Source organism: Serratia sp. AKBS12, from assembly GCF_024793895.1.
Taxonomy (GTDB): domain Bacteria; phylum Pseudomonadota; class Gammaproteobacteria; order Enterobacterales; family Enterobacteriaceae; genus Serratia_F.
Map to the genome: position 1 here is coordinate 100153 of NZ_JANUSB010000006.1, position 22491 is coordinate 122643.

General features: G+C 56.0%; 10 protein-coding genes. 2 read left to right on the top strand and 8 right to left on the bottom strand.

Annotated elements, in window-relative coordinates; genetic code table 11:
• Positions 1-33: 33 nt before the first annotated feature.
• From NYE85_RS04500 to typA, 8 genes are all read right to left on the bottom strand, one after another.
• Positions 34-258 carry a hypothetical protein gene (locus tag NYE85_RS04500; protein ID WP_259003235.1) on the bottom strand — a complete coding sequence of 75 codons (225 nt, stop codon included), beginning with the start codon at positions 256-258 and terminating at the stop codon, positions 34-36.
• A complete protein-coding gene (locus NYE85_RS04505) occupies positions 258-12203 on the bottom strand; it encodes a hemagglutinin repeat-containing protein (protein ID WP_259003237.1) in 11946 nt (3981 codons plus the stop codon). The genes NYE85_RS04500 and NYE85_RS04505 overlap by 1 nt, the downstream gene beginning before the upstream one ends.
• 22 nt (positions 12204-12225) lie before the next feature.
• Positions 12226-13896, bottom strand: a complete 1671-nt coding sequence (locus tag NYE85_RS04510) for a ShlB/FhaC/HecB family hemolysin secretion/activation protein (protein ID WP_259003239.1) — start codon at positions 13894-13896, stop codon at positions 12226-12228.
• A 347-nt stretch (positions 13897-14243) separates the two neighbouring features.
• A complete protein-coding gene (gene fabY / locus NYE85_RS04515; RefSeq protein ID WP_259003240.1) occupies positions 14244-15191 on the bottom strand; it encodes a fatty acid biosynthesis protein FabY in 948 nt (315 codons plus the stop codon).
• Between the two features lie 154 nt (positions 15192-15345).
• A complete protein-coding gene (gene dtd, locus NYE85_RS04520) occupies positions 15346-15783 on the bottom strand; it encodes a D-aminoacyl-tRNA deacylase (RefSeq protein ID WP_259003241.1) in 438 nt (145 codons plus the stop codon).
• Entirely contained in the window at positions 15780-16676 is an 897-nt protein-coding gene (locus NYE85_RS04525) for a virulence factor BrkB family protein (RefSeq protein ID WP_259003242.1), read from the bottom strand. Before NYE85_RS04525 ends, dtd begins: the two co-directional genes overlap by 4 nt.
• Before the next feature lie 46 nt (positions 16677-16722).
• Positions 16723-17313, bottom strand: a complete 591-nt coding sequence (gene yihX / locus NYE85_RS04530) for a glucose-1-phosphatase (protein ID WP_259003244.1) — start codon at positions 17311-17313, stop codon at positions 16723-16725.
• A 209-nt stretch (positions 17314-17522) separates the two neighbouring features.
• Positions 17523-19346: a ribosome-dependent GTPase TypA gene (gene typA, locus NYE85_RS04535; protein WP_259003245.1), complete on the bottom strand. Its 1824-nt coding sequence runs from the start codon at positions 19344-19346 to the stop codon at positions 17523-17525.
• Between the two features lie 371 nt (positions 19347-19717).
• On the opposite strand from typA, the gene glnA reads away from it, so the two are divergent.
• Both glnA and glnL read left to right on the top strand, forming a co-directional pair.
• Positions 19718-21127 (top strand): glutamate--ammonia ligase, encoded by a 1410-nt coding sequence (gene glnA / locus NYE85_RS04540; RefSeq protein ID WP_039991450.1) that lies wholly within the window; start codon positions 19718-19720, stop codon positions 21125-21127.
• Between the two features lie 307 nt (positions 21128-21434).
• A complete protein-coding gene (gene glnL / locus NYE85_RS04545; RefSeq protein ID WP_259003246.1) occupies positions 21435-22490 on the top strand; it encodes a nitrogen regulation protein NR(II) in 1056 nt (351 codons plus the stop codon).
• The last annotated feature ends 1 nt before the right edge of the window (position 22491 follow it).

Below are 22491 nucleotides of genomic sequence, written 5' to 3' on the forward strand. Positions count from 1 at the left end.
ATCCCGGCCAATTGGCCGGGATTTACCAAGGATTCAGCGATAATAAAAATACCAAAAAATAAAGCCAGCAGGTGGCCCCATCCAAGTGAGTTTGAGGCAGGCAAAAAAATCATCTAATGAGAACGGAAAGTTATCATTCATATTCCAAGCTAACCAAGCACCTAATAAACGTCCAAACATTGTCAAAATAAACAACACTACGCTCATCGCACAGCATAAATATAAAAGGTTAAGTAATGATTTAGTGCTATTTTTCATCACTTGCCTCCACCGTCTTTCAACTTATCCTGAACCATACCAGATACAGCAGAATCACCGATATTACCTGCTATTGATGGTAATGGATGTTGTGGTGCTGGTTTAGTTATTGTCCAGACACCTGTTGGAACCCATTCATACTGCTTTGATATTGGATTTAGTTTTTTATCAAATGGCACTTTGATAACGTTACCTGCTGCATAACCCGCTGAAGCCCCGACTTTACTCAGCAACGTCGCCATAAACGGATCATCACCGCTGATTTCAGCCTGATAATAGCCGCCAGCCGCGTTCCATGCCATCGTTGGGTTGTAACCTTTACCGGCGGTAATCCCACCAACGATTACTGAGCCAATTACATCCGACAGTTTTACTTCACCTGTCGTACCATATTGGATACCAGCCCCTAAGCCAGCACCTACGCCCACAGCAATAAGCTGTTCTTTGGTGTTATTCACTGCATTAGTAATAATTGCCTTCCCGCCCATTATTGCTACTGGCCAGGAGGTTGGGGTCATTACCACATCCATGATTCGATCACCGGTTGTAATATTATCCGCCAGGAATTTAAGATCCGTTCCGTTGAGATAATTCACCAGTGCTGCGGCACTTGGATCTTTCAGCTTTTCATCCAGTCTGATTTGATGCGGGTTCGCATCATTCGCCACATTGGTCGCCCCCTGTATCAGTTCCTGCCAGCTCACACAGGCAACGCCACCACCGGTACAAGCTTCAATCAGTTCCTTACTGTTTTTATTACTAATGTCGATATATTTTTCGACCACCTTATTACAGTCACCGCCAGAGGCTTTGCAGTCCTGCATTTCTTTATCAAGCGCTCTGGCTTCTGTGCTGCTCAGATAGTTATTCTCAACCGCATTCTTACCGGCCTGAGCACCCGCCAGAGCATTCGCGGTGCTATCGCCCGTCACGCCGCCTGCCAAACCCGCTGCCAACGTCGATAGCGCACTGAGACTCTGCTTCTGCTCCTCACTCAGTTTAGCAATTTTTTCCGGCGTGTCTGCACCATATAACTTCTCTGCCAGATAACGCGCAGCCAATTCACCTCCCGCTGCCCCCGCAGCACCCGCGGCGGCCGAGTTGCCGCTCACTTGTGCTGCCATCGCCCCCCATACCGCATGGGCAAGCGCGTTAGCCGTTTCATTCGTGCCGGTATACTTCTTGATTTGCTCTGCCGCGTACGGGCTCAAACCACCAGCAAGGGCCTGGGAGATATTTCCTCCTGCCAGCCCCTGCAACGCAGCCGTTACCGCCTGCGCCGCTTTCTGCACGTCACTGCCCGTACCATACTGCTTCATGGCCTCTTTATACGCAGTGGTGTCTTTCAGGATGCTGACGTACTGAGCAATCTCTTCCTGCTTGGCATTTTTTCCCGGCTCCGGCGGCAGTTTGCCATCTTTAGCTAGTTCTGCCTTTGCCGCATTCAGCCCGTTTATCTCACCCTGCGTGCGGATGACATCCGTTGCCTGCCCACCTATCTCTCCGATCAACTGCGCCTGTTTCAACCGCTTCTGCTCTTTCTCCTTGTCAAAGATCGGCGCAATACTGCCGTTGGCATTCTCCGTATCCCGGTTCAGGTCGGCGACATTTTGTTGCTGGTTGTCCTTGTCACGAACAGTGATGTTACCTTCGCTCACCGCCGCCTGCGTGGTGCCGCTAGCATGGCCGCTGCCGTTCAGGCCCGATAGCATCCCGCCCGCCAGGTTGCCCTGGAACTCCTTACCACCAAAGTCGCCACCGCCGCTTATCCCAACCCCGACATGTTCGACGTTGTAGTCCGCCTTATTGTACAGGTCACTGAAGCCCAGCGTCCCGGTATCCAGGCTGTTTTTGTCCGCCGCGCCCGTTGAACTGATTACCGCGCCATCCAGTTGGGTATGCTCGCCGACCTTAACGTCAAAGCCGCCCTTGCCCGCATAAATCCCGGTCTGCTCCTGCACCGAGTCGTAGTTGCTGTGCATCTTGTCCTGACTCAGGTTCAGGTAGCCAGAACCGCTCATCGAGCCCCAGGTGAAGCTGCCACCCGCACTGGCGTTCTGCTGCTTCATGTCGTAGAGATCGCTGTCCTGCTGGCTTCTGAGCGTCAGATTACGTCCGACGTCAACATCCACCTTGTCACCGCTGACCTGTGCACCGGCCAGGGTGGTATCGCGCCCGCTGTTCATGGCAAGCGTCTTACCGCTGTCGATGGTTGTCTCTGTCCACTGCGTACCGGTACCTTTCTCACTGCCTTTGCCAGCGTTGACGTTGGCGAACACCTTGATACCCGTGTCTTTACCCAGGCTCAGGCCGATACCGATTTCACCACCGCTGCTCTTGTTACTCCCCGTCTGCTGCTGGGAATTAGCAGCCCCGGCAAGCAAAATGTCGCGAGAGGCATCGATGGTGGTATCGCCACCCGCTTTCAACTGGCTACCCGCAATCACCACATCGCCACCGTTGGCACCACTGCCTTTACCGGTTGCGGTCACCGACAAATTATTACCCGCCGTCAACGTCGAACCGGTGACATTATCAGAGACCTGTTTTTGCGTGGATGACGACTTTTGGGCCCCCAGGGAAAGGCTGATACCAATCGCATTACCCGCATCGCCCTTGGTATCTTCCAACACCGCGGCCTGCCCTGCCTGCACCCCAGACAACGCGGCTTTGGTGCCTTGCAAGGCGGCCAAACGGCCATCGCTTTCACTTTTGGCACTTTGCGCTGCCGCTATTGCTGAGTTGGCCGCTGCACCTGCCGCACCGGACAACGCCACCGTCAGGCCACTCTGCTTCTGCTCAAACCGCTCTTCTACCGTACGCAGGTCATGCCCCGGTTCGATAACGACGCTGTCGCCAGTAACGCTGAGATTTTTACCGGCAATCAGATCCGCACCGCCAATATGTGCCTTGCCGCCCGCAACGATATTCACATCGCCGCCGGTCGAGCCGATAGTGCTGACACTCTGGCTCTGCGTGGTACCGTCTTCATTCACCAGATGGCGAGAGCTGGAGCTACCAATCGTCACCCCGATACCGCCGGTGCCCATCAGCCCGCTCTTTTTCTTCTCATCCAACCGATAGCTGGACTGTTCTTCCGTCGCCGCCACGATCTCGACGTTGTTACCCGCTTGCAGGTTAACCTTGCCGTCACCCACAACCGAAGACCCCTTCACCGTCAGATCGTTACCCGCAGACAGCGACACGTTGTCGCCGCTCAGCAGCGTGCCTTTTTCCTGCGTGGCGTAATCTTCCCGCACCGTGTGGGTGGTGGTCTTTGACAGGAACCCTTTCTTGGTTTTGGTTTCTTCGAAGAAGGAGTAGTCGCTTTCGGTGGCACTGTTGAGCGTCAGATCGCGCCCGGCGCTTACCGCCACATCACCGCTGGCCTGCACCTGTGCCGCATTCAAGGTGGTATCTCGATCGGCGCGAATGGTGGTATTGCCCCCGCTGGCGATCTCCGTTCCTTGCTGACGAATAGACTCATCCACCTGCTGGCGTTTACCTTCCTTGCTTTCGCGGTATTCACTGGTTTGCTGGGTGTTGAGGTTCACGTCACGCCCGGCGTTCAGGTTGACGTTGTTGTCCGCCACCATTGCTGCGGCCTGCAAGTTCATATCCCGGCCTGCAGCCAGCGTTAAATCGCCTCCGCTGGTGAGGGTGGTGCGCGTGGCATCGTTAGTGCGCTGTTCGGTGCCGTTATCTTTCTGCCGGGTGCTCGCTTCCTGTGTTTGCAGGTTGATATCGCGCCCAGCCATCAGGGTAGTATCAGTCTGGCTGCCAACCTGGCTGGCCTTCACGTTGACATCACGGCCCGCATCGGCTGTCAGCGGCCCACCAGCGCTAATTTCGCTGCCCTGGCTGCTGTGAGTTTCGCTCTCTCTTACGTTCCGCCAGCCCTGATATTTATCGGCACTGTAGGTGGTGTTGGCCAGGACGTTGATATCGCCCCCCGCCAGCAGATCCATTGCACCGCCGGAAGTCAATTTGGCTCCCAGAATGTCGATGTTGTTGCCAGCGCTCAGGCTCAAGCTGTCCAAGGCCTGGATGGTGCCGATATCGCCGATTTCCGTGCGTGACAGCGACAGGCTTTGTGGCATCCAGCCGCCCAGAGAACCCTGGGTATTCCACTGATTCGTCAGCGTCTGGTTGATGATGCTGCCATCAAGGCTTTCCAACTGTACCATTTTGCCGCTGATGATTGAGCCGATATTATTGATATCGCCAATCGCGCTCAGTTGCAGGTTGCCGCCCGCATTGAGTAGGCCAGCATTGAGGTTGCTGATGCTGTTCTGGCTATCGAGCGTCAGCGCGTTCTGTGCGGTCAACGTGCTGCCACTGTTGGTGATATTACCGGCGGTGAGCGAGACATTTTTACCGGCAATCACGCTACCGTTATTGATCGTCACATCTTTTGGTGACAGGTAGAGCTTCGGCACCATCACCGTCTGGCCATTGATGCTGGTCGCTTCCCACCATAAGATGCTGTGATCCAACGAGGCGATCTGCTCCGCCGTTAACGCGACCCCGAACTTCAGCCCCAGCGACTGTTGCGCCCTGGCGGCGTTATCCATCAGGGTTTGCATCTGCTCCAGATCTGAACCCACGCCGTTCAGATAACGGCTGCCCGTCTGATTCAGCATGGCATTGCTGACGTAACGGGTATCAAAGGCCGCATCCCCCAGGAAACGGTAGTCGTAATCCGGGTGGAGGTTAAGGCGGTCCAGGAAATAGGAAGAGCCGATAAATTTGTCTTCTACCGTGAACTGTTCGTTGGTTTCACGCGGGCTCTGACCTGGGTTGATCCCCAGCAATGCGTAGAGATCGCCAAACAGGTTCGGATCGAGTTGCCCCAGGCCGTTCAGTTTCGGGTTGGTGGTGATCAGATACGGGCTGTCCGGATCGGTGGACGCCACAAAATAGCCGTTCTCGCCCGTAGGCAGAGGATACGCGCTGGTATCGACCGTTTTGCCTTGATACTGGTTTAAGGCCTTACCATCCGTGCCGATCAGGTCCTTGCCATCGGTGGTAGTGTTTTGTAACTTGGCTCCATCACCCAGATTGGCGTTACCCTGGTCACCGTCGCTGTATTTTCCTAACCCGGTGAGCTCAGGCGTGACGTTATCCAGGCCGCTGCCCCCGTTAATCTGTTGCAGGGCATTTTGCAGACTGTCTTGCCATTCAGGCAAATTGACCGCCGCCTTATCACCGACTGACAACGCCTGTTTCTCTACGGCATTACCAATTGTCTGTTGACTCAAAGTATTGAGCGTTGGGACATTGATAGTGTGACTTACACCATCTGCGTTGGGTGAGGTGGTGGTATTACTCAGATCGTTGGCAAAGTTGGCCACGACGTTACCGCCAGCCTGAATAACGGAACGGTAGATTTCACCTTCTCCACGTTCATAGCGTACTTTGCCCGTCGCCGTGTAGACGATGTAGTTGGATGTAATCTCCCCTTTAGAAACGCTGGTTTCTGGCACCGGAACTTTACTCAGGCCATAACCATACTGATACGTTTGATAGCGGGTTTCAGTGCCCGAGAACCAGGATTGGTTATTCAGGTTACTCCCTGAAAGATAGGCATTGTTATTGGCTAAAATATTGCTGGCCTGATTGTCCAGTTGGCCAGCATAAAGGCTGAGATCGCGCCCGGCCGCGATACGGGCTGCGCCACCGTTTGCCGTGACGGTGATCGTCGAAACGCCAGAGGCAAACTCCTTAATCCGTTGGTTAAGATAAGGCGTTGGCGTTGAACTGTAATGCGTTGTCGGAGACGCTCCGTGGCCAGGGCTGCCGCCGCCCGATTCCCAGGACTTGATGACATAGCCGTAGTCGCCTTTGTTGAAGAAGGTTAACGGTATTTTGGCCTCAAAATCTGTCACCCAGGAGTACTGCGGTGCGCTGCTTTCAGAGCTGACCACACTCAGCCCATCGCGCTGATTCAGCAAATGGGCGGTGTTAATGGTGATATCACCATTTTGTGTCTCAATGGTGCCAGAGCTGTTCACCACTTCAGCGTTGGCATTGCCTGCCATATCACGCTGCATCCACAGGCTATTGCCCGCCAGGATGTCACCGCGCAGGTTTTTGATGCTGTTGGCCAGCAGGTACAGGTTGTTACCGGCATACAGCAAGGCGGTGTTAATCAGGCCGCCAGCCGCATTCAGCGTCATCGAGCCCAACGTGCCGGTAAACCCGTCCACGGTGATATCGCTCTGGCTGTTCAGGGTTACGTCGCCCCCTGATTGCAGGGTTCCGGCCGCGTTCATGGCTATAGCGCTGCCACTGAGGGTGCTGGCCCCACTTCCGCCGGTAATTTGCCCGTTGTTGGTCAAGATGCCGTACGTCGTGAGGTCGACGCTCTGCCCCTGCAGAGTTCCCTGGTTGGTCAACGTCCCCTGGCTGTTGATATTCAGGCTCTGGCCTGCGGCAATCACGTTCTGGTTGGTAAAGGCGTTCACCAGTTGTAGTGTCAGGTTGCCCAACGCCACGACCTGGCCACGTTGGTCAAAATCGCCACTGCTCAGCAGTAAATCGCCCCCGCTGAACATTTTTCCTGTCTCTTGCAGCGCCACCTGACCGGCATTGATGCCAAGCCCGGAAGTGCCAAGCAGCGTGCCGCCGTTAGTCAGTTGCTGAGTATTCAACGCCAGGTTGCTTCCCTGGACCGTGCCCTGATTGTTCAGGCTATCTGCGGTCAACGTTCCCTGCAGTTCTGCCAACAAGGTACCGCTGTTGTCCAACGCATCCGCATTCAGTAACAGGGAGCCTGCCTGCAACCAACCAGTGTTGGTAAATTGCGAGCCATAGAGTGACAGATCGGAGCCAGCAAGCAGGCTACCGTCATTACGCCCTGATATCGTCCCCTCAAACCGGGTGTCAGCACCGCTTTGCATCAGGCCGCTGTTGACCCAGTACGGCGAGGTAATGGTGAGTGCGTTCTGGCTGAGAAGGGTGCCCGTAGCGTTATTGGTCAACCCACCGCTAAGGTTCAGCGTTAAGCCTGTTTCACCTTGCACACGCCCGCTGTTGGTTAGCGTACCGCTGTTAACCCACACGCCGTTCCCCTGGATCCGCCCAAGGTTGGTGACCGAGGCCGCATCCAGTTTCAGGTCACCCGCCGTCAGCAGGGTTTTATCTTGCTGTTGGGTGAAATCTCCGCTCAGCGCGACCGTCAGGCCGTCAACGCCGCTTATTTCACCCTGATTATTCAGGGAGTCAGCGCGCAGGGTGAGATTTTTTGCCAGCCACTGTCCAGCGTTGGTCAACGACTGTGCCTGTAATACAGCTGCACCATTGGCGGTAATTTTGCTGCCAGCCGTCGCATTCAATGCCCCAGACAGAACCATTTGCAGCGCATCCGCACTCTGGATTGCGCCACTGTTATTCAACGTCTGAGCATTCAGCAGGATCTGTTGCCCCTGCCAGCGACCGTCACTGGTCACCGTACTGCCATTGACAGAAAGCGTTCCCTGCGTCAGAAGTGAGCCCTGGCTACGGTTCACCAGCGTCAACAACGGGACGGAGAATGCCTGAATGCCTAACGTCAGCGACTGCAGGCCGATCAGCGTACCTGCGTTATTCACCAAGTTCTGCGTCAGGTTGAGGATGTTACCCTGTACGGCACCTTGGTTGTTCAACGTAGCGCCCGCCAAAGACAGATTTCCGTCGCTCAGGACGGCACCGTCATTGGTCAGCGTCTGCGCCTGTATTTCGCTGTTACCCTGGCTAAGCAGTGACCCTTCATTCACCAATTCATCGGTGACGTTGACTGCCAGAGAATCGCTCCCCAGCAGGTTGCCACGGTTCAACCAGCTAGTGGCCGTGACGTGGGTTTGTCCACCTTGAACCAACCCTTCTGAGGTCAGTTGCCCGGCATTCAGCGACAATGCGCCCCCGGCCAACGTGCGGCTTGACTCACCCAGCGTCAGCGCATCACCGCGGGCATTCAGCCACTCGCTACCTTGCCATAATCCCGTGTTACTCAGCGTGGCGGCATCCAGCGTCAACCGGTTGGCCACCAGCTTGCCGCTGTTGGTTAAATAGTCGCCGCTCAGGTTCAGCGTCTCCAGGCTGCCCATCTGCCCGCTGTTTTGCAGCGTATTGAGCACCGTGCCAGTCAGGCCCGCAACCGCGTTTATCGATCCGCGGTTATCCAGGCTATCGACGCCAAAAGTCAGGTTATTCCCCTGCCAGAACCCGGCGTTGGTGACTGCGCCACCGTTGACTGCCAGCTCACCCCCGCTCAGCAGTTGTGCACCGGCCAGCACGTTCAGCGCGGTGCTGTTCAGAGTCAGCCCGGCATTGCCCTGCATGATGCCGCTGTGAGTCACGGCGCCACTGTCCACCGCCAGCGAATTGCCCGCCAAGACTCCGGCATTGTTCACCGATTGGCTGCGGAAGGTGGCATTTTCACGGGCCACCAGTTGGCCGCCTTGCTGGTTTACCAAGGCACCCTGCACATTCAAGTTCAGGTTGTTCGCCAGGATGCTGCCCTGGTTGGTGAATTGCTGGCCGGTGAGAGACAAATCATCGTTCACCTGCAATAGGCCAGCGTTCTCCAGTCGATCGAGCGCCAGCTCCAGCGCACCGCCGCTGACCAGCTTTCCGCTGGCAAGGTTACTGATAGTGGGGATAGCCAGTTGCAGATGGCTGTTGCCCTGTAGCAGGCCGCTGTTGGTCAGCTGTGGCGCGGTCAATACCACCTTGTCTGCCGCCAAGGTGCCCTGGTTCAGAATATGAGCCGCCTTGAGATCAAACCGATCCTGGCTCAGTAACAGGCCACTGTTGAGCATGTCCCCGGTCAGGTCTGCCGTCAGGCGATCTTGCGCCTGGGCACTGCCACTGTTCTGCCAGGTCTGGGCTTTCACCGCCAGTTGTTGCCCCTGCAGAGCACCCTGGTTGACCAACCGTTGGCCTTCAAGGCGTAACGCCCCGCTCGATAACATCTGGCCTGTGGCTGCGTTATTGAGATAAGTGCCGGAAAGTTGCAGGGACTGACTACCCTGCACCAGCCCCTTGTTGATAACGTCGCCCACGACGGAGAGCACGGTGGCCGCCAGCCATCCCGCGTTGTCCACTGAGCCCGCAGAGACAGTCATCCCTTGCTGGCCGAGGATCTTCCCTTGGTTGGTCAACGTATTGGCGACTGTCAGGCTCGTCGTTTGTTCACTCAGCGCATTGCCGTTGTTAAGCCATTCTTGGGTGGACAGATCCAGTGTCTGGCCTTGAAGCAATCCGCTATTGGTCAGCGAATCTGCCCGTAATGTCAGTGCACCGCCACTGAGTAAAGCACCACCGAGCTGGTTGTCTAACGTGGCGGTGCCGAGATTGAGCTGACGGCTGCCTTGCAGAGTCCCCGTATTGAACAGAGCCGTGGTATCCAAGGTCAGCGTCGTTGCGGCCAGCAGGCCATCATTACTGAACTGAGGGGTGGTCAGCGCCAGGGAGCCACTCGCGTTGACGGTGCCGTTTTGCTGGTTGCTGAACTGTTTGGCCAGTGACAAGACCATCAGGATCGCCTGCATCGTCCCGGCGTTGGTCAAGGTGTCTGCAGTCAGGTTTAGCGAACCGCCGGTGAGTACACGCCCACGGTTGGTGGCTTCAGCAGCCTTGATAGCAAGAGCGCTGTCGCCCTGCAACGTGCCGCTATTGGCGATGTTGTTGGTGTTCAGGGTAAGTTGATCGGCTGCCAGTTGCCCGGCATTGGACAACGCCATACCGTTCAGTGACAGCTTATCTTTCGCCAATAACAAACCGCTCTGCTGGTTATCGACTCGCTGGGTTTTGGCCGTCAGGTTCACCGCATTGATTTCACCGCTGTTGAGCAGTTGATCGCCACTGAGCACCAAATCCCGATCGGTGGTGATCAACCCGGCGTTTTTCAGAGTCGGGATAGCCAGTGACAGGGCATTGGCCGTATACACGGTGCCGCCCTTCTGGTTATCCATCAGGCGTGCGATCAGATCCAGGGTCTGACTGCCTTGTAGCAAGCCGCTGTTGGTCAGCGTCTGGCTGTTGATTTTCAAGACAGGAGCGACCAGCGTGCCCTGGTTGGTCAGGGTGTCCGCCTTCAGGGCCAGGGTTGCGGCATGGCTTTTACCACTGTGCAGCAGTGAGCCAGCCTCTACCGTTAATGCCCCTTTCGCCGTTTGGGTTCCCGCCAGCGTGGCTTGTTGGGCCTGGAGGGTGAGTTTGCCCCCGCTTTGTATCTGGGCACCCGGCTGCGTGTTCAACGTCGTGCCATGCCAGGCCAGATCGCCATCCGCATTCCATTCCCCGCCTAACGTGGCGTTACCCGCGTTAACCGTGATCTTGCCTTGGCTGGTGGTGAGGGAATCTGCCACCGTGGTCAGCGTATCGCTGTTGAGGGTTAATCCCGTCGCGCCGGAGATCAGGCCATTCTGTTGCAGCGTTCCAGCCCACAGCGTCAGGCTGTCGTCACTCAGCAACTCGCCGTAGCGGCCATTTCGCAACGTATCGCTAACGGTAAGATCGGCTTTGCCTTTGGCGCTCAAGGTGCCGTCTTGATCCAACGTCTGGCTGGTAAGGGCCAGCGCTCCTCCACTCAGTATCTTGCCGCTGTTGGCGAGTGACTGGCCGCTCAACGACAGGTTGCCCTGGCTCTGAACGGTTCCACTATTTGCCAGGTTGGAAAGGGTGCTTTGTATCGCCCCATTGGCCGCCAGCGTGCCGCTGTTGACCAAGCTAGTGCCGCTGAGGGTGAGGTTTTGCCCGGCGGTCACTTGCCCCTGCGTCATACCGCTTTTGAACAACGTCATGTCGACATGGCGGGCAGCATCAATCTGGCTCGAACTGTCCACCAGCGCGTCACGAGCCCGCAGGGTGACATCGTTGCCAGAGATCAGCTTGCCGCTGCTCATCTGCAACGTACCACCGCTGGTGAGAGCGATATTCTGGTCACTGACCAGTGTCCCCCCCTGCTGGGAGAGGTCTCCCTGGCTGTTTAACGTGATGGAGCTGGTGGCCTTGTGGTCACCCAACATGCTGATACTTTGCCCTGTCGCCGTTAATGCACCGCCTTGCGCCAGCGAATTATTGAGCGTCAATTTGCCGTTGGCATCCAGGGTGATATCCCCGGCACGGGCATTGAGGTTACCGAGGTTGACGCCTACGCCTTTGTCGCTGGAAACCAGATGAATACGGTTGGCATACATGCCGCCCAGCGCACCGGTATCGACCGCCACTTTAGGCTCCTCTCCCTGGCCCGCGATCGGGGTCGCATTACCCTGCGCATCCACCCGGTTGGCCCCCAGCGTGAGGGTGGCATCCTGGGCATACAGCTGGGCGTTGATCTCGGTAGCACGGGCGATCAGGGCAAATTTCCCGCTCTGGCTGGCATCCAGTCCTTTGCCCTGAATGCTGATGGCCCCTTGCGTGACTTCCAGCGCCTGCAGTTTGCCGTCCGGCCCTAACACCGGTTTACCGGTGGTCAGCGTCGCATTCGGGGTGTTGATGAAGCCGCAGCCGTTGCAGGTGATGCCGTAAGGGTTGGCAACCATCACGTTGGCCTGTTTGCCCGCCACCTCCATATAGCCTTGCAGCTGGGAGCGGTTCGGGGCGACAACCTCGTTAATGATGCCTTGGGCTTCCTGCCCGGCCTTCAGATTGGGGTTGTTCTGGATCAGGCCGCCAAGCTGGGTCTGATTGAGCTGCCCGGTGGCGTTGTTGAGGATTAGCCCCTGTTTGTCCACGTTGAATTCATTGTATTTATTGTGGGAAATGCCCGCCTGATTAGGCGTGGCGATGTTGACCACCGGCACACCATTACCAGCCTGATCGAGTCGGGTATTCCCTTCGGCAACGTTAACACCGTTCGCCAAGGCGGGCAGCAACGGCTGCCAGGCCAACAGGCTGCACAGGGTATAACTCAGCCAACGCTGGCCAGCATGAACGGGTCTATCCTCTTTCTTCGTCATCCTTGAAATCCTTCCCTGTGAATTAAAGAACGATGTTAATACGGTAGTAAATCGATACCCGGTCCGGCTCTAACCAGCTCGGATGCGCCAGCGGCCAGCCAACGGTAAATTGGCTGCTGAAATAGCGATTGCGGCTGCCCAGCCCCACCGCGCCGCCCCATAACGTGCCGGAAGCGTAGGCATCCACAGAGTCGTGGTGCAGATAACCGCCATCTACGGCAGCCAATACGGAAATATCGCCCAGATACGGTAGGCTGAACGGCGACCAGTTGACCTCGTTACGCCAGTAGCCGCCTTTATCGCCGGAGAGATACTGTTCCTTGAAGCCACGCACCGAACTTTCGCCACCTAGGGGCAGGCGTTCACTGCCGTAAAGGCGATCGGGCGTCCACTGGCCGTACAGGCTGGTGAGGTAGTTCCAGTTCGGTGCCAACGGCAGGTAATAGCTGCCGGAGAGCGTGTATTTATTAAACTCCGCCCTAGGTGCTTCGCTGGCTTTACCGCTGTCATCTTCCGCGCCTAACCAGGGAATGCCACGGCTGTAGGAAGGATTGAGCGTGGCAAAACCCCCCCACAGTTTTTGGCTATGGCTCATGCCCAGAGATACGCTGGTCAGTTTGCGGCTGCTGCTGTCCAACCGGGTGTCATTAAGATAGTTGCGGTTGATGCGGTGGGTCAGGCCCAGCGCCAGGCCGGTTTTCATGTCACTGTTACGGAACAATACGCGCGAAACGTTGAAGCGATGGGTTTGGCTGTCGCCGGTGGATCGCCAATCAAAGCCCTGATTGTCTATCGTCGAGAGATACTCGCTGTAAGAGTAGTTGTAATCCACCAGCCAATAACCATAAGGCAGGCTGACTCCGGCCTGTACGCTGCGGGCATCGTGATCGTTGGCGAAATCGCTGCTGCGCGCACCGGTCACAAACCACTGATCCGCCAACCCCAGCAGGTTATTGCCGGTCAATGAGCCGTTGATTTGCCCGGTGCCGGTACTCTTTTGCCCGCTATTATCAAAACCCAACCCCAGCATCACCGGGAACTCGGGTTTGGCGGTCAAATTGACCACCGAATAACCCGGTTGGCTGCCGGGCAGGATTTCAATCTGCACCGGTTGTTGGCGCAGGCGGTTGATCTGCTCCATGCCCTGTTCGATATCGCGCAGATTAAGGATGTTGCCCACCAGGCCGGGGAATGCCATCTTCAGCATTCGGTCATCCCGTTGGTCCAGCCAGATCTTCTCCAGTTGCCCTTCCAGTACCAGCAGCTTCAGTTCCCCATGGGACAGGTCTTGCTCGGTCAGGAAAGCGCGGCTGGTGATATAGCCCCGTTCGATATACCAGTCGGAAACCTGCTGCACCAGGGTGTTGATCTGGGCCAGATTCAGGCAGCGTTGCAGATAGGGCTGCGTCAAGGCTTGCCGCGCACGGGCGGGCAGATGGCTGGCACCTTCAAGGTGAATGGTCGTAATGGTAAAGCACGGCCCGCCGGGGGCTGTGGCTGCTGGCGTTTGTGGCAGCACCGGGGACAGGCTGCGTTGCAATTCCTGTCGTTGCTGTTGGTTTTGCTGCAACAATTCACGTTGTTGCTGTTGGATAGTATCTCGATCCGCCGGGCTGAGCATATTGGCGCCAGCAGCCGAACTGAGAGAAAGAAATAACAATGATACTGCCAACCGCTGAGTTACTGAGTCCATTCAGATAAACCGCCTTAATGATTTTGCGGCATTCTAACGACAGGATTCAGCATCAGACAAGCAGGAGATCGTGACTTTGCGGGACCTGATGTCATCAATATCAGGATAAATCTCAAGATTAGACGAGGTAAATATCCTTAAACCGATTTACTCCATTCAATGTATTTGTTGAGTGCAAATTAAATAGTCAATTATGCCAAATAAGCAAAGATATTTCTGATTAAACAAACAATCGGCAACTACGCCACATATCTACGATAGATTAAGCCATCAATTAAGCCCAACCCGTTAAGCGGGCGCAGCATGCAGCACCCATCTGGCCAGATGCCCTATGCTGCGCTTGATGCTCAGTTCGCTATCGCCTCTGAACCGCCTTTGTCCAACGGCTCTTCCGGTTCGGCTGGCAGCACCATATAGGTACCCTCAAATACTGCCCCTTTGTCATCGTCACCGAATAGATGCACTTCTGCCTGCACGCGCGCCCGGCGGCCACGAGCCAAACGGGCCAGATCGCCACTCAGTGAGCTCAGATCGGCCACGGCGCGCGGTCGTCCGGTGATAGGTTTGCTATAGCGAATATGCGCATCCGCCAGAATGATGGTGCCGCCCAGATGACGCTCACGCAACAGCAGCCAGATCAATCCCCAGGCCGTCAGCGTTGCCAGCGAAAACAGGCTGCCGGCAAACAGCGTATGGTGCGGGTTCTGGTTGCCGACTTCCGGCATGGTGGTAACAAAACGCTGGCCGGTATATTGGCTGATGCGCACGCCCATCTTTTCGCTCAGAGGAATATGATCGTACCAGGCCTGCTGCAATTGCCCGCACCAGTCAGGACGGTGCAGGATATCGTCCAGCGTCGCTACCGGTTTGATCATCAGGTAGTGGCGTATCGGCGTGGTTTGCGGCGCCGTGATCTCGCCCTGGCTTTCAAACCCCAGCTTGGCGAAGAACTCGACCGCATCCTCACGCGCGCTGCACACGACGCGTTTGACGCCTTCCTGTCGCGCCACCGATTCCAGCGTCATCGCCACCAGCGTCCCCAGCCCTTTATCCTGCACCGAAGGGTCAACCGCCAGAAAACGGATCGCAGCCTCATTGTCGGCATTGATATACAGGCGCCCGATAGCGACGATGTTGCCACTCTCGTCCACCACCATCTGGTGATGAGCCATGGCGTCATAGGCATCCTTTTCCGAACCCACCGGCTGGTGCAGCGGTTTGCGCAGCATTTCCCAGCGAAACTGGTAATAATCCTTCAGTTCTTGTTCTGTTACGGGTACTCGTAGGTGATACATAGACGCCTTCTCTCCAAATCATGTTTCCTGCGGAACCATTCAATAGGCGTGCCACTGCCGTCAATCCGGGCCGTCAGTGCTGACCCCACGCCTCTGCGGGGGTGATCACGCTGTCGGCCCAACACGGCAAGTCAGTTAGCCTATTGGGTGATTCCTAAACTTGCAGCCAGAAAGTCACCGGCCCATCGTTCACCAGCGCCACTTTCATGTCCGCAGCGAACTGCCCGGTCTGCGTTTCCACGCCGCGTTTACGGCACTGCTCGGCAAAATAGTGATATAACCGCTCAGCCTCAAGGGGCGACGCGCCGCGCGAAAAACCCGGCCGCATGCCTTTTTGCGTATCCGCCGCCAGCGTAAACTGCGAAACCACCAGTACGCTGCCGCCGGCCTGTTGCACGTTGAGGTTCATCTTGTCGTTCTCGTCGCCGAAAATGCGGTATCCCAAGACCCGCTCGCACAAACGATCGGCTTTCTGTTGATCATCGTCTTGCTCTACGCCCAATAACACTAACAAACCCGGGCCAATTTTGCCTATCGTCTCGCCGTCAACCGTGACGCTGGCGTTTAATACCCGTTGAATCAATGCGATCATAACTGCCCTTTTTGCTGATTGTCCTGTGGTTGTTGTTCGATTTTATGCTGCCGGTACGCGCGGTACTCCCCCAGAGTGACGGTGATCTCGGCACCCAATAACACGATACACCAGCTCCAGTAGACCCACAGAAATAAAATCGGAATCACCGCCAGCACGCCATAAATAAGCTGGTAAGACGGAAACATGGTGACGTACAGCGCAAAACCCTTCTTGCCCAGTTCAAACAGCAGGCCAGCCACCAGCGCGCCGATCAACGCGTCCCTGGACGGCACGCGCACCGTTGGTACCACGCTATACAGCAGCCAGAATGAAACCCATGACAGTATCAACGGGAAGATACGCAATAGCTGCTCGACCAGGCTGTTGACGCCGGTTTGTGCCAACCAGTTCAACGACAGCAAATACGAACTGATCGCCATGCTGGCGCCCACCAGCAGCGGTCCCAGCGTCAGCACCATCCAGTACACCGCAAACGAATAAATCATCGGTCGCTTATTTTTGCTGCGCCAAATGGTATTCAGCACGCTGTCCACCGACGACATCAGCAGCAGCGCTGTGACTATCAGGCCACAGGTGCCGACGGCGGTCATTTTGTTGGAGTTGGCGACGAACTGTTCCAGGTAGCGCTGGATGACATTGCCAGCCGCCGGCATGAAGTTGTTAAAGATGAAGCTTTTAAGCTGCATGCTGACATCGGAAAACATCGGAAAGACCGAAAACAGCGCAAACACCACGGTGATCAGCGGCACCAGAGACAGCAGGGAAACGTAAGCCAGGTGGCCTGCCAGCATGGTCAGGCCATCGCTGTCGATGCGCTTTATCAGCAGGCGGCCAAAAGTCACGCCCGGTTTCATCGATGGCGGCAGCGCCTTGCTGCGGAATAACGACATACTCACTCCTTGTCAGTTCGTATGCCTTGAGCCTAACCTGCCTGACTCAACCGGCAAAATAGGCCGGCACCACGTCGCGGTCGGTGACGTGCACCGCCTTGATGCCCACCGCCTGCGCTGCGCGCACGTTAGCGGGGTGATCGTCAAAAAATACCGCCTGTTCGGCCGGGGTATGTTCCGCCTCCAGGACGTATTGGTAAATAGCAGGATCCGGTTTGCGCAGGCCGATGTCCTGCGACAGATACATCGCGTCCGCCGCCGCCGCCACTTCAGGATAATGCTGCGGCCAGTAGTTGCAGTGCAAGCGGTTGGTATTGGACAGCACCACTACCCGGTGTCCTTCATTGCGCAGCCGCTGCATGATGGCGATCACTTCCGGGCGCAGAGCCACGAAAACCGCCTGCCAGCCGGTAGAAAACTGTTCAAAACTGAGGGCAATGCCCATTTCTTCGCACAGGCTGGAGGCAAATTGCTGGTCGCTGATTTCCCCGCGTTCATGCTGCTGGAACACATCGCCCATGGTGAAACGTTCATTCAGCACCGCCAGTGGCGTGCCGCTCAAATTGCTCCATACACCCAGTACGCGTTTGAAATCGATATCGACGATCACATTACCTAAATCAAAGATGTACAGCATAGTCCTCTCCTGACGGGCCGGTGAGATTTCACTGTAGCGGGAAAAGTAAAGGCTGAACAGAGAGCGAACGGAAAAGCGCATAGCGCGCCGCAGAAACGGGGGAAAGCAGAGGAAAAAACTCAGGGCGCCAAACGCGCCCTGGGTATACGGCATCGATACCGGTCAGCGCTCAGGGCAAAGCCTGATGCTCACCGGGTACCAATAGGCAATTACGCGTCTTTCGGACCGCGGCTTGCACGCTTGCGATCGTTTTCCGTCAGATGACGCTTACGGATACGGATCGAAGTTGGCGTCACTTCTACCAGCTCGTCATCATCGATGAATTCCAGCGCTTGCTCCAGAGTCATCTTGATGGCCGGAACCAGGGTAGTCGCTTCGTCAGTACCGGAAGCACGCATGTTGGTCAGCTTCTTACCGGTAAGGCAGTTCACGGTCAGGTCGTTGGAACGAGAGTGAATACCGATGATCTGGCCTTCATACACTTCCGCACCGTGGCCCAGGAACAGCTTGCCGCGATCCTGCAGACCGTACAGGGCGAACGCTACCGCCTTGCCCTGACCGTTGGAGATCAGCACGCCGTTCTGACGCTGGCCCACTTCGCCCGGACGCACGTCGTCGTAGTGGCTGAAGGTGGAGTACAGCAAACCGGTACCCGAGGTCATGGTCATGAACTCGTTACGGAAACCGATCAAGCCACGGCTTGGGATCACGTAGTCGAGACGCACGCGGCCTTTACCGTCTGGATCCATATTTTTCAGGTCAGCTTTACGCTCACCCATGGCTTGCATCACGGAACCCTGGTGTTGTTCTTCGATATCCAGGGTAACGTTTTCGAATGGCTCTTGTTTACGACCATCGATTTCACGGAAGATAACTTTCGGACGGGATACCGCCAGTTCGAAACCTTCACGACGCATGTTTTCGATCAGTACCGACAGGTGAAGCTCACCACGGCCAGATACGCGGAATGCGTCAGCATCTTCGGTTTCTTCAACGCGCAGGGCCACGTTGTGCACCAGTTCCTTGTTCAGACGCTCAAGGATTTGACGCGAAGTCACGAACTTACCTTCTTTACCACAGAATGGTGAGGTGTTGACGTTGAAGAACATGGTAACGGTCGGCTCATCGACAGACAGCGCCGGCAGTGCTTCCACCGCAGAGGTGTCACAGATGGTGTCGGAAATGTTCAGTTCGCCCAGACCGGTGATAGCGATGATGTCACCCGCTTCAGCCAGGGTCGACTCGATACGCTCCAGACCCATGTGGCCCAGCACCTTGCCCACTTTACCGTTGCGAGTTTTACCTTCGCTGTCGATGATGGTGACCTGCTGGTTTGGCTTCACTTTACCACGCTTGATACGGCCGATGCCGATCACGCCCAGGTAGTTGTTATAGTCCAACTGGGAGATTTGCATCTGGAACGGTGCTTCCAGCTCAACCTGCGGTGCAGACACGTGGTCGACGATGGCCTGATACAGCGGGGTCATGTCTTCCGCCATGTCGTTGTGGTCAGTACCCGCGATCCCCATCAATGCAGAAGCATAGATGATCGGGAAGTCGAGCTGCTCGTCGGTGGCGTCGAGGTTAACGAACAGGTCGAAGACCTGATCGACAACCCAATCAGGACGCGCGCCAGGGCGGTCAACCTTGTTGATGACCACGATCGGCTTCAGACCGTTGGCAAATGCCTTTTTGGTCACGAAGCGGGTTTGCGGCATTGGGCCATCCATTGCATCCACAACCAGCAGCACCGAGTCAACCATTGACATCACACGCTCAACCTCGCCGCCGAAGTCGGCATGTCCTGGGGTATCCACGATGTTGATGCGGTAGTCTTTCCAATTAATGGCGGTGTTTTTTGCGAGGATGGTAATCCCACGCTCTTTCTCCAAATCGTTGGAGTCCATTACGCGTTCGGTGGCTTCTACACGCTCTCCGAAAGTACCGGATTGTTGCAGCAGTTTGTCAACCAGGGTGGTCTTACCATGGTCAACGTGGGCAATAATGGCGATGTTACGCAAATTTTCGATCACAGCTTTGCCTCAGGCATTAGAAATAGCGCGCTATTGTACACGTATTAAGCGAGGTACTAAACAAGATCACAACCATCTCTTATAAACAACTGTGTCCAGGTCAGTTTGTGATCCCTTTCACGGTGCAAAAAGCACCAGCAGGTGCACTTTTGCACCAATATGGTGCCTCATCACACCACTTTTGCACCACCATGGTGCAATGGGTCACTAATGGTGCATACTCGGGTTGGGTAAAAGCCGCACAGAATGGTGATTAGCCCGCTTTTATAAAGTTGGCACAGTTTTCGCTTTAGTCTATACAGGGCGAAAAAAAGCCAGAACCACAGATTCGTTCCACGACGACGACAATGATAAATCCGGGAGAGTTAAGTATGTCCGCTGAACACGTTTTGACGATGCTGAATGAGCATGAAGTGAAATTCGTAGACCTGCGTTTCACTGACACCAAGGGTAAAGAACAGCACGTCACCATTCCTGCACATCAGGTAAATGCCGACTTCTTCGAAGAAGGCAAAATGTTTGACGGCTCCTCGATCGGCGGCTGGAAGGGCATTAACGAATCTGACATGGTACTGATGCCAGACGCCAGCACCGCAGTGCTGGATCCATTCTACGAAGAATCCACGCTGATTATTCGCTGCGACATTCTTGAGCCAGGCACCATGCAGGGCTACGATCGCGACCCGCGTTCCATTTCCAAGCGTGCAGAAGATTTCCTGCGCTCTTCCGGCATCGCCGACACCGTGCTGTTCGGGCCAGAGCCTGAGTTCTTCCTGTTTGACGATATCCGCTTCGGCAGCAGCATCCGCGGCTCCCACGTCGCCATCGACGACATTGAAGGCGCGTGGAATTCCGGCACCAAATACGAAGGCGGCAACAAAGGCCACCGTCCAGCGGTAAAAGGCGGTTATTTCCCGGTTCCACCGGTGGATTCATCACAGGATCTGCGTTCAACCATGTGTCTGACCATGGAAGAAATGGGTCTGGTGGTTGAAGCGCACCACCATGAAGTGGCAACCGCCGGTCAGAACGAAGTGGCAACCCGCTTCAACACCATGACCAAGAAAGCCGACGAAATCCAGATTTACAAATACGTGGTGCACAACGTGGCTCACGCATTTGGCAAAACCGCGACCTTTATGCCAAAACCTATGTTCGGCGACAACGGTTCCGGCATGCACTGCCACATGTCTCTGTCCAAGAACGGCACCAACCTGTTCGCTGGCGACAAATACGGCGGCCTGTCCGAAACTGCCCTGTTCTACATTGGCGGCATCATCAAGCACGCGAAAGCCATAAACGCCCTGGCCAACCCGACCACCAACTCTTACAAGCGTCTGGTCCCAGGCTACGAAGCACCGGTAATGCTGGCATATTCTGCCCGTAACCGCTCTGCATCCATCCGTATTCCAGTGGTTGCCAGCCCGAAAGCGCGCCGTATCGAAGCTCGCTTCCCAGACCCGGCTGCCAACCCGTACCTGTGCTTCGCTGCTCTGCTGATGGCCGGCCTGGACGGTATCATCAACAAGATCCACCCTGGCGATGCCATGGATAAAAACCTGTACGACCTGCCGCCGGAAGAAGAAGCAGAGATTCCAAAAGTGGCCGGTTCACTGGACGAAGCGCTGGCTGCACTGAGCGAAGACCGCGAGTTCCTGACCCGTGGCGGCGTGTTCACTGACGATGCGATTGATGCCTACATCGATTTGCGTAAAGAAGAAATGGACCGTGTGCGCATGACGCCACACCCGGTTGAGTTCGAGCTGTACTACAGCGTTTAAGCATCACCTGCGTCACCACGCGTGGCGCAACCAGTTTTAGTTGTCGTTTTTTTGTTGCCGTGGAAACTTTCAGCCCATCTTCGGATGGGCTTTTTTCACCACGCTATTATCGGTAACGCTACGCCATTCCGTGCTTATCAAGGATGGAGTAGGATAGATGCACCAAAAAAGTGCAGAGCGTCTGCTATACCCACAAGATCTCAAGGTGCAGCGAGACGGCAACCGTGCCGATACGGCGGGGTCTGCCAGATGACCGGGTAAGCAAGGACAGCCATTGCCGCTGTACCTTGAAAGATGAAGGGCATATATGGCAACTGACAAATTGCCCGACGCAGGGCAAATCCTCAATTCACTGATCAACAGCATTCTGCTGTTGGATGACACACTGGCGGTGCACTACGCCAACCCGGCGGCTCAACAACTGCTGGCGCAAAGCTCCCGTAAACTTTTCGGCACGCCGCTGCCCGATTTGCTCGGCTATTTTTCGCTGAACGTCGATCTGATGCGAGAAAGCCTCGAGGCCGGCCAGGGCTTTACCGACAACGAAGTGACGCTGGTGGTCGACGGGCGGGCGCATATCCTTTCCCTGACCGCTCAGGCGCTGCCTGAAGGCTATATTCTGCTGGAGCTGGCGCCGATGGATAATCAGCGCCGCCTCAGCCAGGAACAGTTGCAGCACGCCCAGCAAATCGCAGCGCGCGATCTGGTGCGCGGCCTGGCGCATGAAATCAAGAACCCGCTCGGCGGTCTACGCGGCGCGGCACAGCTACTGGCCAAGGCGCTGCCCGATCCGTCGCTGACTGAATACACCAAAGTGATCATCGAACAGGCCGATCGCCTGCGCAATCTGGTGGATCGCCTGTTGGGGCCGCAACGGCCAGGCCAACACATTACGCAAAGCATCCACCAGGTGGCAGAACGGGTTTGTCAGCTGGTATCGCTGGAAATGCCGGAAAACGTCACGCTGGTACGCGATTACGATCCCAGTCTGCCGGAACTGGCGCACGATCCGGATCAAATCGAGCAGGTACTACTGAACATCACCCGCAATGCGCTACAGGCATTGGGAGAAGCCGGCGGCACCATTACGCTGCGCACCCGTACAGCATTCCAGATCACGCTACACGGTACCCGCTATCGGCTGGCGGCGCGCATCGATATTGAAGACGACGGCCCCGGCGTGCCGGCACAGCTTCAAGACACGTTATTCTACCCGATGGTCAGTGGTCGCGAAGGTGGCACCGGCCTGGGATTATCCATTGCCCGCAATCTGATCGATCAGCATTGCGGTAAAATTGAATTCAACAGTTGGCCGGGACACACCGAATTTTCGGTTTACCTGCCCATTCGCAAGTCGAGGTAGC